This window comes from Marinobacter sp. NFXS9 (assembly GCF_040148665.1).
In the GTDB taxonomy this organism is placed as follows: Bacteria; Pseudomonadota; Gammaproteobacteria; order Pseudomonadales; family Oleiphilaceae; genus Marinobacter_A; species Marinobacter_A mangrovi.
Genome location: NZ_JAGDDW010000001.1, coordinates 105,303 through 121,306, shown reverse-complemented (window position 1 = coordinate 121,306; position 16,004 = coordinate 105,303). Strand labels below are relative to the sequence as shown.

Sequence of the window (16,004 nt, the reverse complement as noted above, 5' to 3'; positions counted from 1 at the left end):
TGCTCCTGCCTGCAGCTGCCTTATCTAAAGGTACTTAACAGGGTATCGAATAGATCCTGCGCAACGCTGATCACCTGCGCCGACGCGTTGTATCCTGCCTGATACTGAATCAGTCGCCCGGCTTCCTCATCGAGGTTCACGCCGGAAACCGATTCGCGCTGATTGGTAGACTGCTCCAACAGGGCCTGCCCGGCCTCCAGGTCCATTTGGCTCTGACGCGTGGTCGTACCCACGGTTTCAACCATGCCCGCGTAGGCCTCGCTGAAACTCTGGCTGCCGCCGTTCATCGTGTTGGTGGTTCCGAGCCCTCCCAGAATCTGAGCATTCCGGTTATCAGAAACTCCATCCGTGTTGTAACCAATCATGAACGTATCATTGGCACTGGGATTGCCTGATATCTCGAATTGAAACCCCCGGTAATTGGGATCTGACGGGTCTTCTGAGAATACCTTATTGGAGACGCCTGGTTGATATGACTTTGTCGCAAGTGGAGGATCAGTCGGATTTGAGGCATCCAGAATTTCATACTGGGTATCATCGATAAACCGCACCATCAGGGGTGGGCTTAGCTCTCCACGTTTGCTGAACTCACTGAGAGGAACGTTAGTCAGCGGATTGACGGTACTGAGCATCTTCCCCTGTGAAATCGTCGCATCGCCCGCATTGTCATCCCCCGCTACCGCACTAACAGGCGTTGCAAACGCGAGATCTTCTTCCCGGTCGATCTGCAACTCGATGTTGGCCGCCGCATTGCGGGTCGGCCGGACCAGATAGCTGTCCCCGTCCTGGAAACTGCCGGATTCGATGTGGATGTTGAAACCCGGCATCTCGATTTCGGCCGGCAGCGGATCGGGCAACTGCCCTTGACGGACGGTCTCGCCGGTTTCCACGTCCACGACTTCAAAATTCTCGCCGTTGGTGCCGTTGAACTTCAGAGTGTAGGACTTGGCCGCCAGATCGGTGGTATCGGTGATTTCCACCGACACGACGCCGTCCTGCGGCGCCCCGTTGTTGGCGTTGGGCGTCACCCGGTCCAGTTGTGCGGCACGGCTGTTGATGTCGGTAAAGAACATTCCGCCCAGATCGCCTTCCAGGTCCATACCGATGCTGTGCTGTTGGTTCACCTTGTCGGATACCGCCAGCGCGATGCGACCGAGCTGGTCAAACGCCGGTTCCAGTACTTTGTTCTGGAAGGTGCGCAGCCCACCCAGCGACCCACCGACTATCTGATCGGTGACATCCGTCACCCGATTGCCGTTGGTCAATTTGAATTTCAGCTTGGCCGGATCGGAGTCTGATGTTTCCGTCGACAGGCTTGCCGCCTGGGCGCCGACCACCAGAGCCTGCCCACTGGTCAGCGAGACGTTGACCTGATAGCCGTCCGTTTCCGACACCTTCACCTGGATAATTTCGGAAAGCTGCCTCAGTTTCTCGTCGCGTTTGTCGAGCAGGTCGTTGGGCATCTTGCCCTGGGCAATCCCCGGGCTTTCCGCGATCTGCTCGTTCAAATCGGCAATATTGGACAGCAGGGAATTTACGTCCGAGGTGGCCTGATCCATCTGACCGGTGACCGATTGCCGCTGCTGGATCAGCTGCTCGTGCAGTGACTGGAAGCGGTTGACCAGCCCCTGGGCTTCACTCAGAACGGACTGGCGCTGCGGCAGCGCTGCCGGATCCTCGGCGGCACTCTGGATGCTGTTGAAGAAATTGTTGAGAGCCGTATTCAAACCGGTTGATTCACCACCCAGCAGGTTGTCCAGGTTGGTCAACTCCGTGTTGAGCGTATCCTGCTCATTGAACAGAGACGTGTCAGAGCGCAGCTGGTTCACCACAAACTGGTCGGTGATGCGGCGGATGTCACTGACATTGACACCCGTACCGACCGATCCCACGCCGGTCCGCTGGCCGTTCTGGGCTTCCAGGGTGACCTGCTGTCGGCTGTAGCCATCGGTATTGGCATTGGTGATGTTATTACCGGTGGTATTCAGGGCCGACTGATGCCCCAGAATGCCGGAAAGACCGATGTTGATCAGGCCCGCCATGACAATTACTCCTCAGTACCCTGGTTCAGGGACAGGGACTGCCCTGTGATCGTATCGAACGAGTCACTGTTAAGAATGCCGCGAATCTTCGCGCCATAAGCCGGATCCGTGGCGTAGCCAGCCTGCTGCAGACCGTCCGCAAAGGCTTCCGGATCATCCGCCACCGAGAGCACATCGCGATAACGCGGGTTGTCCTGCAGGAAGCCCACATAGTCCTCGAAGCTCGACTGGTAATCCGGATAGGATCGGAACGCGGCCCGCTCCTTCAGCGGAATGCCGTCGCGAACCTCGGTCGTAAGAATGTCCACGGAATCCCCTTGCCAGCGACCGTCGGCCTTGATGCCAAACAGGTTGTTACTGGCTTCACCGCCCTGCCCGCGGATCATGTGCTTACCCCAACCGGTTTCCAGCGCGGCCTGGGCGACCATGACCTTGGGGTCGATCCCGGAGTCACCGGCCACTTTTTGGGCCAGCGGCAGCAGGGTCTGCACGAACTGTTCAGGGGACTCGAAACGCTCCGGCAACGTGCCGTCAGCAGCGTCGCCGGATGCCTGGGATGCCTCCGTGTCAGCGTTCCCTGCGATGGCCTTGACCTGCGCCACCTCATCCGGCAAGCGGGGTGACAGCGCCGGCAGGCTACGCTGGTAATCAGTGATGCTCGCCTTGTGCGTGCCTGCCGTGTCGCCGTCGGACTGCATCCCCGGAATCTGCCTCGACAGTTGGCGGACCAGCGTCTCCGAGAGGCCGAAGCCGCCTTTCTGGCTCATGCTCAGTGTCAGCTGGCTGTCGAACATCTGCTGGTAGAATTTCGACTGGCTGCTGTGCAGGTAATTACCCTCGGCGTACACGTCGTTGACCTTGCGCATGGACTTCAGCATCTGCGCCAGGAACAGGCTCTCGAACTGTTTGGCCACCTGCTCCAGCGCGGCCTTCTTGTCCTTGTGCGCCTCCGTCTTCAGGGCATTCAGGCCGCTGAAGTCGGTGTAGTACTGCGCTGAATCGAGCCGGGAATCCTGCATCACTGCACCTAGATCACGATCAGTTCGGCGCGCAGGGCACCGGCCTGTTTAAGGGCTTCGAGCACAGCCATCACGTCACTGGGCGCTGCCCCCACCTGATTCACGGCCTCAACAATTTCGTTGAGCGTGACCGCCGGGCCGAACTTGAACATGCGGGCCGGCTCCTGTGTGGTGGTGATGGTGCTGTCCTGGGTCACCACAGTGTCGCCGCCGGACAGCGGTCCCGGCTGGCTAACGTTCGGATTCTCTTCAATAGTCACCGTGAGGTTGCCATGGGTAATGGCCGCTGGACTCACGTGCACGTTCTGGCCCACCACGATCGTGCCGGTACGGCTGTTGATGACGACCTTGGCCGCCTCTTCCGCCGGGTTCACATCCAGGTTTTCCAGCACCGACAGGAAACTCACCCGCTGGGACGGATCCCGGGGTGCCTTGACGGAGATGGAGCTCGCATCGTGGGCATAGGCCATATCCGGCCCCAGGGTGTCGTTGATGACGTCCACCACCCGGCGGGCGGTGGTGAAATCCGGGCGCATCAGGTTGAAGGTGATGGTGTCGCCCCGATCAAACGGCGACGTCACCTCACGCTCGACGGAGGCGCCGTTGGGAATGCGACCCACGCTGGGCAGGTTCACCGTAATTTTCGAGCCGTCAGCACCCGACGCGCCGAAGCCCCCGACCACGAGGCTGCCTTGCGCCATGGCGTAAACCTGGCCGTCCGCCCCTTTCAGGGGAGTCATCAGCAGGCTACCGCCGCGCAAACTGTCGGCGTTGCCGATCGAGGACACGGTAATGTCAATTTCCTGACCGCGCTTGGCGAACGGCGGCAGCGTGGCATGCACGGTCACCGCCGCAACGTTATCCAGCTTAGGATTGACGTTCGCCGGCACGGTGATGCCGAACTGGTTCATCAGGTTGCGGAACGTCTGGTCGGTGAACGGCGCGGAATCGCCGGTACCGTCAAGCCCGACCACCAGGCCGTAGCCCACCAGCTGGTTGGACCGCACACCCGCGACCCGGGCCAGATCCTTGAGGCGATCCGCCATCACCGGCTGGGCCAACAAAGCCAGTGCCAGCAAAGAGAGGAAGGCGCGTTTCAGACTCATAGCGGAAACCACTCGCTGTTGAAGAAGCGTGACAGCCAGCCCTGGCGCGTTGCGTCGTCGAAATCGCCGGTGCCACCGTAGGCAATGCGCGCATCGGCAATCCGGTTGGACGACACGGTGTTATCGGTCGAGATGTCCTGCGGTCGAACCAGACCGGTCAGACGGATGTATTCATCGCCATTGGTCAGCGAGATCCACTTCTCGCCACGGATCCGCAGGACGCCGTTTGGATAGACGTCGGTGACCGTGACGGTGATGCTGCCGGCCAGACTGTTGCTCTGATCCGCGTTCGCCTGCCCCTTGAAATCGCGATTGAACTGGGGATTGGTGGCCAGATTCAGCTTATCCAGCCCCAGAATGGAGCCGTCATTGAAATCAACCTGGTTTTCTTTCTTGATTTCGTTGTCAGCACTCTTGGACGCCTGTGTCTGCTCTTCCAGATTCACCATCAGCACGTCGCCGACGTTGAGGGCCACCCGATCGCCGTAGAAGTTGAAATTGCGCGTCGTCTGGTAAATTGCGCCGGACGAGGGATCCCGCTGCATCATGGATTGCGCCATGACCGGCGCGTAGTCCGGATCGTCGGGCACCGCCCGCGGGCGGCTGACGGCCTGACAGCCCTGCAGGGCCGCCAGGATCACGATCAGCAATGGTGTCAGTCTGGATTGCATGGACTTATACCTCCTCTACCCGTCCGTCAGCGTCAGCCGACGTTCTGGGTCAGGAACTGGAGCATCTGGTCGGTGGTCGAGACCACCTTGGAGTTCATTTCGTAGGCGCGCTGGGTCGTGATCATGTTCACCAGTTCTTCGACCACCTCAACGTTCGAGGATTCCGTCATTCCCTGCTGAACCGCACCCAGGCCGTCAATGCCCGGATCGCCTTCCTGCGGGGCGCCGCTGGCATTGGTCTCGACAAACAGGTTGTTCCCGATCGCCTGCAGGCCCTGCGGGTTCACGAAGTCCACCGTGGTGATCTGCCCCAACTGCACCGGGTTGGCGGCGTCATCTACGACGGCAGTCACCGTACCGTCGGTACCGACCGTGATGTGGGTCGTGTTGTCCGGTACGTTGATGTTAGGCTCAATCGGATAACCATTGGCGGTGACAATGTCCCCGTCGGAGTTCAACTGGAACTGACCGTCCCGGGTGTAGGCGATGTTGCCGTCCGGCTTGAGCACCTGGAAGAAACCACGCCCGTCGATCGCCATGTCCAGCGGCTGCTCCGTCACCTGCAGGTTCCCCTGGGTGAACTGCTTGGCTGTGCCCACAACGCGAACACCCGTACCCAACTGCAGGCCCGATGGCAGCTGCGAGTTCTCCGACGACATACCGCCCGGCTGCCGATGAACCTGATACAGCAGATCCTGGAAGACCGCCCGGTCGCGTTTGAAGCCGGTCGTATTGACGTTGGCCAGGTTGTTGGAGATGGTCGCCAGGTTGGTGTCCTGGGCGCTCAGACCGGTTTTACTGACCCAAAGTGCTGGATGCATTCTCTATACTCCTGCAAGAAACCCGTCAGCGGGCGGCGAACATTTGCCGCCTTTTTCCCGCTTCAGCGATCAAGCCGACTGTTAACCAAGGTTTTGCAACAGCCGTGCCGTCGCTTCTGAATTGCTTTCCGCGGTGCGCATCACCTTCACCTGCATCTCGTACTGGCGTGCCAGCTGAAGGTTGTCGATCATTTCCTCCACCGCATTGACGTTGGAGGCTTCAAGAAAGCCCGGCTCAATCCGCACGTTCGGATCAGCGGGTGCGACCGTGCCGGCTTGCCCCTCGGGACCGGCCCGTAAAAAGCCATCGGTGCCTTTATGCATGCTCGCCTGATCGGGATTGACCAGCTTGAGTCGATCAATCTGGACCAACTGATCGGGCGGTCCGCCCGCCGGCACGATGGAAATGGTGCCGTCTTGGGCAATGGTGAGGCTGTCATACGGCGGCAATGCCACGGGTCCACCGTTGCCCAGCACCGGCTCCCCGGAAGCCGTGCGCAGCAGGCCATTGACGTCGACGCTCAGGCTGCCGGAGCGGGTATACACCTCTTCCCCGCTGTCTGACTGGACCGCCAACCAACCGTCGCCATTCACGGCAACGTCAAGATCCCGTCCGGTTTCCATCAGGGCGCCGGCAGACAGATCTGTGCCCGGCCTTTCGGTCATGGCGTAGGCCCGCGTCGGATAGGCTTCCCCGAAAACCGGCATACTCCGCGCCTGGGCGAAATCGCGCTTGAAACCGGTGGTGTTCACGTTCGCCAGGTTGTTGGCGTGGGCCTGCTGGCCCAGCATCGACTGCTTGGCGCCGGACATGCCGATATAGATGGATTTATCCATGGGAAAACTCCTGCCGGATTTTTGACTCTTGCCGAAGATACTGCAGAAGTCGTGCCAGAAGGAGCTAAAAGCCCGTCAGCCCTGGCCTGGAAGGCGCAGGACTGACGTCAGAGGGAGGTTTAGCGGAGGTTGATGATGGTCTGGGTGACCGCATCGGAGGTTTCAATGGTCTTGGCGTTCGCCTGATAGTTGCGCTGGGCAATGATCAGGTTCACCAATTCTTCCGACAGGTCCACGTTGGACTCCTCGACGGAACTGGCAGCAATCGACCCCAGCGTGCCGCTGCCGGGCGATCCGATAATCGGCTGACCGGATTCAAACGTTTCCACCCAGGTGGTGTCACCGACCGGCGACAGGCCTTCCGCGTTCTTGAAGGTCGCCAGTGACACCTGGCCCAGCGACTGAGATTGGCCGTTGGAGTAGCGGGCAAAGATCACCCCCGCATCCGAGACATCGAGCCCCGACAGCCGACCTGTGGTGTAGCCGTTTTGGCTCTGGTCGTTGACGGCAAACTCGCTGCCGAACTGCGTCGTATCACCCAGATCGATCACGAAGTTGGAGCTCACGGGGGGATCCGGGATCGGCGTGGTACCACCGCTGCTCACCAGACGCGGACCGTCCGCGCCGTTGGGCTGACCGTTCCCGTCCACCGGCGTCCAGTTGGAAATCAGCACCTCACCGTCGGGATCGCCATCAATACTCTGCAGATTGCCCTCTTCATCGAACACCAGATCGTACTGGGCCATGGTGGGCTCGCCGGACGAATTGGGCGGATCGCCCACGTTCTCGCCGTCGACCTGGACATACATGGTCCAGGCGTTGCCCTGACTGGCGGAGGTATTGGGCTCCTTGACGAAATATTGAGTCATCACATGCGGATTACCCAGGCTGTCGTAGATAGTGCTTGAGGTCGCGTGGTTGTAGGTACCTTGATCCGTAGGGTCGAAAGTATTACTGGTGAAAGCAGTCGGTGTAACACCGTTAAATATTGAATCCACCAGCGTCGGATTAGTGCCGTCACTTGAGACATTGGTCCCGCCTGAGAGTGATAATGAACCACTCCCCTGATACGTCAGTTTGATGGGGTCACCTGATGCAGAGCTCAGTTGTAAACCTGTCTCTCCTACAACCGATGCACTCACACCTGAGCCCAAACCGTTTATGGCATCGGCAAGAGCTTGAACCCTTTGAGCCACGTTTGCATCACTAGAGATCGTTAACGGGGTTCCATTCAGCGATAAAGCATCATTCGGCTGAATATTCGAAGCATCAAGGTCTGAACTGACTAATTGGACATCTCTATCCAGCGTGATACTGACTTGGCCGACTTGAGTAGTAGGAGCATTCCGATCGGAAGATATGTCATCCGCGGAAACTGTCGGATCATTCGTAGGGTTAAGATCATTAGAGCCATCTTCATCCGTATCTGCAAAGATCGACATCGAACCTGCTTGAGCAGCACCAGTGTCAGGATCACCACCGTAACTGAACCGCAACGTATCACCTCGGCTAGAAATCAGCCTTAGGTATCCGCCGCCGGTTATCGTCGCATTGATACTACTCAGCGAGGAGCTATTTATGTCGTCTGCCAGCTTTTGAAGCCTATCAGCGGCATCTACTCCTGATGGAATATCAAAATCCACATTTTCAAGACGAAAAACGTCTCCTTCAGCAATGCTGGAGTTGTTGCTGCCATCGAGTAGCAATTCCGTACGACCTGATGCGCTGACCCCTTCTTCCTGACTCAGAGCGTTCGCAATTTCACGTGCAGAGCTACCAGAGGGAATCTGGACGGAGCTAGTGGAACCATCAGGATAGCTCAACCTATAAGTTTGGCCCACAGTAGGCTCATTTGGAGCAAAGTAGCGCGTCTGAAGACGCGTACCGCTCGTCGCCAATACACCTTCACGAGAATCCAGATTCAACTGTGAATCAACGCTCGTAGTACGACGCGGGGCCAGATTGTCACTGTCGATCATCAGATCGCCGCGCACGCCGGACAGGTTGCCGTCGTTGTCCGCCTGAAAACCCTGCACACGCATGCCCTGGTTGTTCACGACAAATCCGTCTTTATTGATCGTGAACTGTCCGGCCCGGCTGTAGCGCACCTCGCCATCATTGTTGAGGATAAAGAAGCCATCCCCGTCAATCGCCATATCCAGCCCGTTGTCGGTAAAGCTGATGTTGCCTTGCCCGAACGTCTGGTTCACGGACTGGACCTTCACCCCGTCGCCAATCGCATTGGTCGCGCCGGACAGGAAACCGCTGGCATAGAGGTCGCCGAACTGGACCTCACTGCCCTTGAACCCGACCGTGCTGGCATTGGCAATGTTGTTGCCGGTGACATCCAGATCCACGGACGCGGCTCTCAGACCGCTAAGACCGGTGTTGAACGCCATACTTCACCCCTTGAAATACTGTTAGTTAATCTGCCGCACGTCGGACAGGCCCACAGAGCCCATGCCCGCCAGGTTCAGAGTAATGTCGCCACTGGTGCCCAGCGACACGCTGTCCACATTGGCACCGATCATGGTGCTGAGCTGCTCGGTACCGGAGGTATAGCTCGCGTTGGCCTTGAGCAGGTAAGTGCCTTCCGGCAGATCATTGCCGTCTCCGTCCTTGCCGTCCCAACTGAAGGACGACTGGCCGGCGGTTGCCGGTCCCAGATCCAGTTGCCGCACCAGCTCGCCGGAGCTGTTGAGGACATCCACACGCAGGCTGGACGTCGACGCCGGCACTTCAACCGCTCCGTTGACGTCACCGGAAGCGCCCAGGACAGCCGTCTGGGAGGGCACCATCACACTCCGGCCCACCATGGCAGAGGCCTGCAGCGCCTGGGTGGAGCGGAATTGCCCCGTGACATCCTGGACGCTGTCGGAAATCCCCTGCATCTCTTCCAGCGAGCTGAACTGAGCCAGCTGCGCCAGGAAATCACCGTTTTCCTGGGGCTTGAGCGGATTCTGGTTGTTGAGCTGGGCGATCATGAGCTCCATGAACTCGTTCTTGCCCATGTCGCTCGTCGATTTCGTACTGCTGCTGTCCTGCGTCTGCGCCCGGTATTGACTCAGTACGTCGGTTGCGGAGGTGCCATTGACCGTACTCATATTCTGCTCCTTACTGAGTCATTACTGACCGAGGGTCAGGATGCGCTGCATCATGGATTTCGCGGTATTCATGACATCCACATTCATCTCGAAGCTGCGCGATGACGACATCATGTCCGCCATTTCCTCGACCACGTTGACGTTCGGGTAGTACACGTAACCGTCTTCGTTCGCCTGCGGATTGTTCGGCTCGTAACGCATCTGCAGATCTTCGTCGCTCTCCACGACGCCCTGTACCTGTACACCGGCAGACGCGCCGCTCTCCGGCCCCCAGGTGCTGCCAAACGGGTTGTCGCCGTTCATGACGTCCTGCTGGACCGCGGCAAAGACCGGCTTGCGGGCGCGGTAGGTGCTGTCGGTGCTGGAACTTGCGGTTTCCGCGTTGGCAATGTTCGACGCCGTCGTATTCAGCCGCAGGGACTGGGCTGTCATACCGGAGCCGGCGATATCAAAAATGTTTCCTAGTGACACGACCTTTCTCCTCTACCCTGCGGTCTCGTTATTCGCCCTTGATGGCCTTGGTCAGGCCGGCAAACTTGCTGTTGAGAAACTGGAAGCTGGCCTGGTAATCCATGGCATTACGCATGAACCGGGCCTCTTCCTGCTGTGCGTCGACGGTGTTGCCATCCAGCGACGGTTGGTATGGATTGCGATACATCAGCAATGCGCGGTCGCTCATGGCCGCATTCGGATCAATATGACCCGGCTCAGTCCGGGTCATGGCCAGTTCGCCGGATTGGCCTTGCGCCTCTCCCAGAGCCGACTTGAAGTCGATGTCCCGGGCCTTGAAACCCGGGGTGTCGGCGTTGGCCAGATTGTTGGCCAGGATCTCTGCACGCTGGACACGCATGTTCAGTGCCTTTTCGTGAATCCCCAGCGCATTGTCGAAACTGATTGCCATTGAGCTTCTCCACGGCATTGCCGCAAAACGATTTTGGAAGAGTCAAAGCAACAGCAGTGCCAATTTTGAGAAGAGCCCGTAATTACTGGGCTGGCAACGAGGCAGGATGATCGGGAGGAGACGATTCAGGGGGAAAGCGGCAAGAGCTTTCCCCCTGGTCCGGACAGGTGTGGCGCGTGACCCGTCAGTCGGGCCAACGGGACACAAAACGGGCCGGCTCGGGACGTTCCAGTGCCGGTTTTTCGGCGGCAGGTGTGCCAACGTAGAGGAACCCGGTGATGGTTTCGTTCGCTTCCAGCCCCAGGCCTTCGCGGACTGCCGGATGATAGGCCACGGCGCCGGTCCGCCACATGCCGGCAAAGCCTCGTGCCTGCAACGCCAGCAGCATGTACGCCATGCCACAACCGGTCGAGATGGACTCCTCCACCTCAGGCACCTTGGGATGCGACTGGTGCCGGGTAATACCAACGATGACCATGGGCGCGCGTAATGGCATTTGACGCAGCTTATCAGCGTTCGGCATCAGCGGGTCTTCCGGATCGGCAATACGGGCAAATACCTCGCCCAGCGCCGTCAGCCCCTCGCCTTCGACGACCAGATAGCGCCACGGACGCAGCAGTGCGTGATCGGGGGCTCGCGCTGCACAGGCGAAAACGTCCTCAAGGACGTCCCGGTCCGGCGCGGGCGTCGTCAGGCGTGGCTCGGAACTGCGCCCAAGAATCGAATCGATGGTTTTGTTCATGCAAATTCCCGGTTCCATTAAGACAGGCCGTGGGTCGCCCCCTGTTAATAGTGCGTTACCTTTGTGGGCCCTTTTATGCTTCACATGGCGTCAAATCGGCGACGTTCCACGAGTAATTGTGGCAGTTCAGCAATACTGCTAATCTTTACATAACGCTTTACAAAGCAGAGGTCGCCGTGAGCGACCCACGACGACACCCTGACCACAACGGACCGAAGTGCAGGTCCGGGGGCCAATCTGGCTCCAAACACTATAACAACAAGCAGCCGGCGGAAAGCGATGACAGAACACAGTCGTTTTAACAGTTTTGCGGAGTTCTACCCGTATTACCTGGAAGAACACAGCGACGTGACATGCCGTCGCCTGCACTACCTGGGTAGTGTCCTGGTGCTTGCGATTCTGCTGTATGCCGCTACCACGTCGCAGTGGCTCTACCTGCTGCTGCTTCCACTGGTGGGCTACGGTTTCGCCTGGCTGGGCCACTTCCTGTTCGAGAAAAACCGACCGGCCACGTTCAAATACCCGTTGTACAGTCTGATGGGCGATTGGGTCATGCTCAAGGACATGCTGACGGGTCGGATTCGGTTCTAGATGATGAATGCTCCCCTGGCCAGCGGCAAATCACTGCTGCTCGAAGCACAAAGCAAACCGGTCGTTATTCCCCCGATGCCGGATTATAACGGGCGGGTGCTGGCTTACGTCGGCGCCGCTGTTGTTATTTTTACCGGCTTGCTCAGCCACACCTTTTCGGACTGGCTCATCTGGCTGGTGCCCGGCGCCCTGCTCTGGCCGCATATTGTCCACTTCCTGACGCGCCAGACCCTGCTCAGACGTTACAGCCGCGTCCGCCACAAGATGCTATTGGTGGATTGCGCCCTCGGCGGTGCCTTCGCCGGCACCATCGGTCTGGTGGCCACGCCATCCCTGTCGATCATGATGATGCTGATGTTCAGCTGCATGCTGCTCGGCGGCCTACGCCAGTGGTTGTTCGGCATTTTCTGGTTTGCCCTGACGGCGCTCGCCGGACTGGCCCTGAATGGCATGGCCGTCTCCCTGCAGGCGCCCCTGTCGCTCAGCATCGTAGCCATTCTGGCAACGGCGGCGTTCATCTGTATCACCGCGTTCTATGCGCACCAGCAAGCACGGGCACTGATGTCTGCCAAGACCCAGATCCAGTATCAGCGCGAGCAGTCGATCGCCCTCTCCCACAAGTTGTCCAAGTACCTGTCACCGCAGGTCTGGCAGTCCATCTTTACCGGCGAGCGGGACGTGCGCCTGGAAACCCAGCGCAAGAAGCTGTCCATCTTCTTTTCCGACATCAAGGGCTTTACCGAACTGTCCGAGGAGATGGAACCGGAGGCCCTGACCGAACTGCTCAACCACTATTTCAATGAAATGTCCCAGGTGGCCCTCAAGTACGGCGGCACCATCGACAAGTTCGTGGGCGATTCGATCATGATTTTCTTCGGTGACCCTACCAGTCGTGGCCCTCGGGAAGACGCGCTGGCCTGCGTCTCCATGGCCATCGACATGCGCAAGCACATGAAGATCATGCGCCAGAAATGGCGTAGCCAGGGCATCAAGACACCGCTGGAAATCCGCATGGGGATCAGCGCCGGTTATGCCACGGTGGGCAATTTCGGCGCCGAGAACCGGATGGACTACACCATCATCGGCAAGGAAGTGAACCTGGCCAGCCGTCTTGAATCGCTGGCCGATCCCGGTGAGATCCTGGTCTCCTACGAGACATTCTCGCTGATCAAGGACAAGATCATGTGCCGGGACAAGGGCGAAATTACGGTGAAGGGCTTCGGTCGACCAGTACCCATCTATGAAGTCATCGACTTCCGCCGCGACCTGGGCACCGAGCGCAGCTTCCTCGAGCATGAGAAGGCCGGCTTTGCCATGTACCTGGACTCCGAGAAAGTCCGCGGTAACGAGCGCGAAGCGATCCTGCAGGCTCTGGAAGATGCCGCAGAACGCCTGCGCCAGGGCGACGAATAGTCACCCGTCGGCAAGGGCTTCGTGCGTCGGTTATTGACGGATCAGACGCACCATCGCCGGAGCGCTCGCCTCGGTGCTGCGCCAGGGGTTGATGTCCAGACCACCACGCCGGGTGTAATGGGCACTGACCGTCAGTGACTCCGGCTTGCAATAAGCCATCAGGTCCGTAAACACCGTTTCCACACAGTGTTCGTGGAAATCCTGCTTCTGCCGGAATCCCACCACATAGTGCAGCAAGGACGCCCGATCGATTTTCGGCCCGGTGTAGTGAATCAGCAGCGTCCCCCAGTCCGGCTGCCCGGTGACCGGGCAATTGCTCTTGAGCAGGTGCGAACACAGGGATTCAGTCACGACCTCCCCTTCCGCGATGAGCTTCCCGGGACAGGGCTCGTAGCCCACCACCTCAATCGGCTCGTCGTCGATCAGCTCGTAGCCGGACGGTCGTGGCGCAATGTGAGCCGTCTCGTCCACGGAATAGAGCTCGCAGGTCACGGCGGCACCCGAGGCGCTGGACAGATCCCGCTCGACAAGCTCGATCACTTGCGACGGATCGGAGAAGGTGGCCTGGTTCAGGGAGTTCAGGTACAGCTTGAATGACTTGGATTCAATGAGGAACGGCGAGGCCGCGGGAATCCGGAAAATACCCCAGGCCACTGCCGGAACGCCATTGGGACGCAACCAGGACAGCTCCCAGGCCTGCCAGACATCCCCGCCGAACCAGGGCCAGCGCCCGTCTTCCAGACCGATACGCTGACGGTTATCCAGCCGGGGCACCGGGAACAGCAGTTCCGGCGCATAGTGCTGGGGGTATTCACTGGATTTGCCCAGCGGTGCGTTCTGCAGAGCCATATTCGGTTTCCGTCAGTGGCGGATGCCGCGACCGCGCGCAAGCATTCGCAGACAAAGTACGACCAGTATGATGATGAACAACACGATCATGGACAGCGAGACGCCCACGTTGACGTCCGAAATTCCCAGGATGCCGTAGCGGAAGGCGTTGACCATATACAGAATCGGATTGGCCATCGACACGGCCCGCCAGAAATCCGGCAACAGCTGGATAGAGTAGAACACGCCGCCGAGATACGTCAGCGGCGTGAGCACAAACGTCGGGACGATGGAAATATCATCAAATTTGGTGGCCAGCATCGCGTTGATGAAGCCCCCCAGCGAGAACAGCATCGACGTCAGCGCAACCGTAAGCACCGTGGCCGCCGGGTGATGCAGACTGAGGTTCGTAAAGCCCAGGGACAACACGGTCACAATCAGGCCCACGCCCAACCCACGTGCCATACCGCCGGCGACGTAGCCGGCCAGGATGATGTAATTCGGCACCGGCGAAACCAGCAGTTCCTCGATGCTGCGCTGGAATTTCATGCTGAAGAACGACGACACCACGTTGGCGTAGGAGCTGGTGATGACGGACATCATGATCAGACCCGGCACGATGAAGGCCATGTAGTCGTGCCCGTCCATCTGCCCGATACGGGAGCCGATCAGGTTGCCGAAGATCACGAAATAGAGTGTCATGGTGACCGCCGGCGGCAGCAGCGTCTGCGGCCAGATCCGGGTGAATCGGCGCACTTCCCGGACGACGATCGTCGAAAGCGCGGTCAGTTTGGCGTCCGGACTCATGCCTTGTCTCCTTTCCGGCTGTTCTCCTGAACCATGCGGAGGAACAGCTCCTCCAGTCGGTTGGCCTTGGTACGCATGCTCACCACGCGCAGACCCTTGGCGTCCAGCTGGCTGAACGCGGCATTAAGGTTCTGCCCCTGACGCACATCGATTTCCAGCTGCCCTTCGTTGACCAGGCGCGTGTCGAAATCGGGCAGCTCGGGTGCCTCACTGACCGGCTCCGAAAGATCCAGCAGGAAGGTCTCCACACTCAACTGCTTGAGCAGGTCCCGCGTGCTGGTGTTCTGCAGAATGCTGCCGTGGTCGATGATGGCGATGTTGCGGCAAAGCGCTTCCGCCTCTTCCAGGTAATGGGTGGTCAGGATGATCGTCGTGCCCCGCCGATTCATTTCCTGCAGGAAGGTCCACATGGAGCGACGCAGCTCGATATCGACACCGGCTGTGGGCTCGTCAAGGATCAGCAGTTTGGGTTCATGCACCAGGGCCCGGGCGATCATCAGCCGCCGCTTCATGCCCCCGGACAGCATCCGGGCCGGCTCGTTGCGTTTGTCCCAGAGCCCCAACTCTTTCAGGTAATACTCTGCCGACACCCGGGCCCTTTTGGCCGGAATGCCGTAGTAGCCGGCTTGGGTGACGACGATATCGATCACCTTTTCGAACTGGTTGAAGTTCATCTCCTGGGGCACCACGCCCAGGTTCATCTTCGCACCGGACAAGTCACGATCGATATCATGACCGAACACGGATACCTTGCCGGAGGTCTTGTTGACCAGCGAACACACAATGCCCAGGGTCGTGGACTTGCCCGCGCCGTTGGGTCCGAGCAGCGCGAAGAAATCACCTTCCCTGACCGTCAGATCGATCCCTTTCAGTGCCTCGAAGCCCGAATCGTAGGTTTTGCGGAGATTTTCAATCTTCAGTGCATCCGTCATGGGTGCCCAGCCTGCCTGTTCTGATGAGGGGTTGCGCGTTGAGATCGTGTGTAAATTGTGCCGGGGCCTGAAATTTCAACCCCTTCGGTTGCATCAGGCCAGTTGGCGCCCGCCGCTTCATGACTTTGGCAAACTGCGACAGGTGTCCAACATGCCCGTCGCCCTCGCTCCTATAATCAGGCCCATAACA

General features: G+C 59.1%; 16 protein-coding genes. 2 read left to right on the top strand and 14 right to left on the bottom strand.

Annotation, left to right across the window (positions count from 1 at the left end; translation table 11 throughout):
- Positions 1–20: 20 nt before the first annotated feature.
- From flgK to J3364_RS00515, 11 genes are all read right to left on the bottom strand, one after another.
- Complete coding sequence (gene flgK, locus J3364_RS00565; RefSeq protein ID WP_349555843.1) at positions 21–2,042, bottom strand: flagellar hook-associated protein FlgK; 2,022 nt, start codon at positions 2,040–2,042, stop codon at positions 21–23.
- A 5-nt stretch (positions 2,043–2,047) separates the two neighbouring features.
- Positions 2,048–3,061 (bottom strand): flagellar assembly peptidoglycan hydrolase FlgJ, encoded by a 1,014-nt coding sequence (gene flgJ / locus J3364_RS00560; RefSeq protein WP_349555841.1) that lies wholly within the window; start codon positions 3,059–3,061, stop codon positions 2,048–2,050.
- An 8-nt stretch (positions 3,062–3,069) separates the two neighbouring features.
- A complete protein-coding gene (locus tag J3364_RS00555) occupies positions 3,070–4,167 on the bottom strand; it encodes a flagellar basal body P-ring protein FlgI (RefSeq protein ID WP_349555839.1) in 1,098 nt (365 codons plus the stop codon).
- Positions 4,164–4,838, bottom strand: a complete 675-nt coding sequence (flgH, locus tag J3364_RS00550; RefSeq protein WP_203140802.1) for a flagellar basal body L-ring protein FlgH — start codon at positions 4,836–4,838, stop codon at positions 4,164–4,166. The genes J3364_RS00555 and flgH overlap by 4 nt, the downstream gene beginning before the upstream one ends.
- A gap of 32 nt (positions 4,839–4,870) precedes the next feature.
- On the bottom strand, positions 4,871–5,659 hold the full coding sequence (flgG, locus tag J3364_RS00545) for a flagellar basal-body rod protein FlgG (protein ID WP_349555836.1): 789 nt from the start codon (positions 5,657–5,659) through the stop codon (positions 4,871–4,873).
- A gap of 81 nt (positions 5,660–5,740) precedes the next feature.
- On the bottom strand, positions 5,741–6,496 hold the full coding sequence (gene flgF, locus J3364_RS00540) for a flagellar basal-body rod protein FlgF (RefSeq protein WP_123633450.1): 756 nt from the start codon (positions 6,494–6,496) through the stop codon (positions 5,741–5,743).
- A 119-nt stretch (positions 6,497–6,615) separates the two neighbouring features.
- Positions 6,616–8,895 (bottom strand): flagellar hook-basal body complex protein, encoded by a 2,280-nt coding sequence (locus J3364_RS00535; RefSeq protein ID WP_349555834.1) that lies wholly within the window; start codon positions 8,893–8,895, stop codon positions 6,616–6,618.
- Between the two features lie 21 nt (positions 8,896–8,916).
- On the bottom strand, positions 8,917–9,600 hold the full coding sequence (locus tag J3364_RS00530) for a flagellar hook assembly protein FlgD (RefSeq protein WP_349555832.1): 684 nt from the start codon (positions 9,598–9,600) through the stop codon (positions 8,917–8,919).
- 21 nt (positions 9,601–9,621) lie between these two features.
- Positions 9,622–10,071 (bottom strand): flagellar basal body rod protein FlgC, encoded by a 450-nt coding sequence (gene flgC / locus J3364_RS00525; protein WP_349555830.1) that lies wholly within the window; start codon positions 10,069–10,071, stop codon positions 9,622–9,624.
- 28 nt (positions 10,072–10,099) lie between these two features.
- Positions 10,100–10,450, bottom strand: coding sequence for a flagellar basal body rod protein FlgB (flgB, locus tag J3364_RS00520; RefSeq protein ID WP_407944041.1), 351 nt, complete (start codon positions 10,448–10,450; stop codon positions 10,100–10,102).
- A 235-nt stretch (positions 10,451–10,685) separates the two neighbouring features.
- Positions 10,686–11,243: a nitroreductase family protein gene (locus J3364_RS00515; protein ID WP_349555828.1), complete on the bottom strand. Its 558-nt coding sequence runs from the start codon at positions 11,241–11,243 to the stop codon at positions 10,686–10,688.
- 279 nt (positions 11,244–11,522) lie between these two features.
- Between J3364_RS00515 and J3364_RS00510 the strand changes: the two genes are divergently transcribed.
- Positions 11,523–11,834 carry an Mpo1-like protein gene (locus J3364_RS00510; RefSeq protein ID WP_123633456.1) on the top strand — a complete coding sequence of 104 codons (312 nt, stop codon included), beginning with the start codon at positions 11,523–11,525 and terminating at the stop codon, positions 11,832–11,834.
- A 3-nt stretch (positions 11,835–11,837) separates the two neighbouring features.
- A complete protein-coding gene (locus J3364_RS00505; RefSeq protein WP_123633557.1) occupies positions 11,838–13,247 on the top strand; it encodes an adenylate/guanylate cyclase domain-containing protein in 1,410 nt (469 codons plus the stop codon).
- A gap of 30 nt (positions 13,248–13,277) precedes the next feature.
- Here the strand turns inward: J3364_RS00505 and queF are convergent, their stop codons facing one another.
- From queF to J3364_RS00490, 3 genes are read right to left on the bottom strand one after another with little or no spacing between them, the layout of a single operon-like run.
- Positions 13,278–14,096 carry an NADPH-dependent 7-cyano-7-deazaguanine reductase QueF gene (gene queF / locus J3364_RS00500; RefSeq protein ID WP_349555826.1) on the bottom strand — a complete coding sequence of 273 codons (819 nt, stop codon included), beginning with the start codon at positions 14,094–14,096 and terminating at the stop codon, positions 13,278–13,280.
- Between the two features lie 12 nt (positions 14,097–14,108).
- The gene (locus J3364_RS00495; protein ID WP_349555824.1) at positions 14,109–14,882 is read right to left on the bottom strand and encodes an ABC transporter permease; all 774 of its coding nucleotides are present in this window, start codon (positions 14,880–14,882) and stop codon (positions 14,109–14,111) included.
- Positions 14,879–15,814 (bottom strand): ABC transporter ATP-binding protein, encoded by a 936-nt coding sequence (locus J3364_RS00490; RefSeq protein WP_203140795.1) that lies wholly within the window; start codon positions 15,812–15,814, stop codon positions 14,879–14,881. Before J3364_RS00490 ends, J3364_RS00495 begins: the two co-directional genes overlap by 4 nt.
- Between the last annotated feature and the right edge of the window lie 190 nt (positions 15,815–16,004).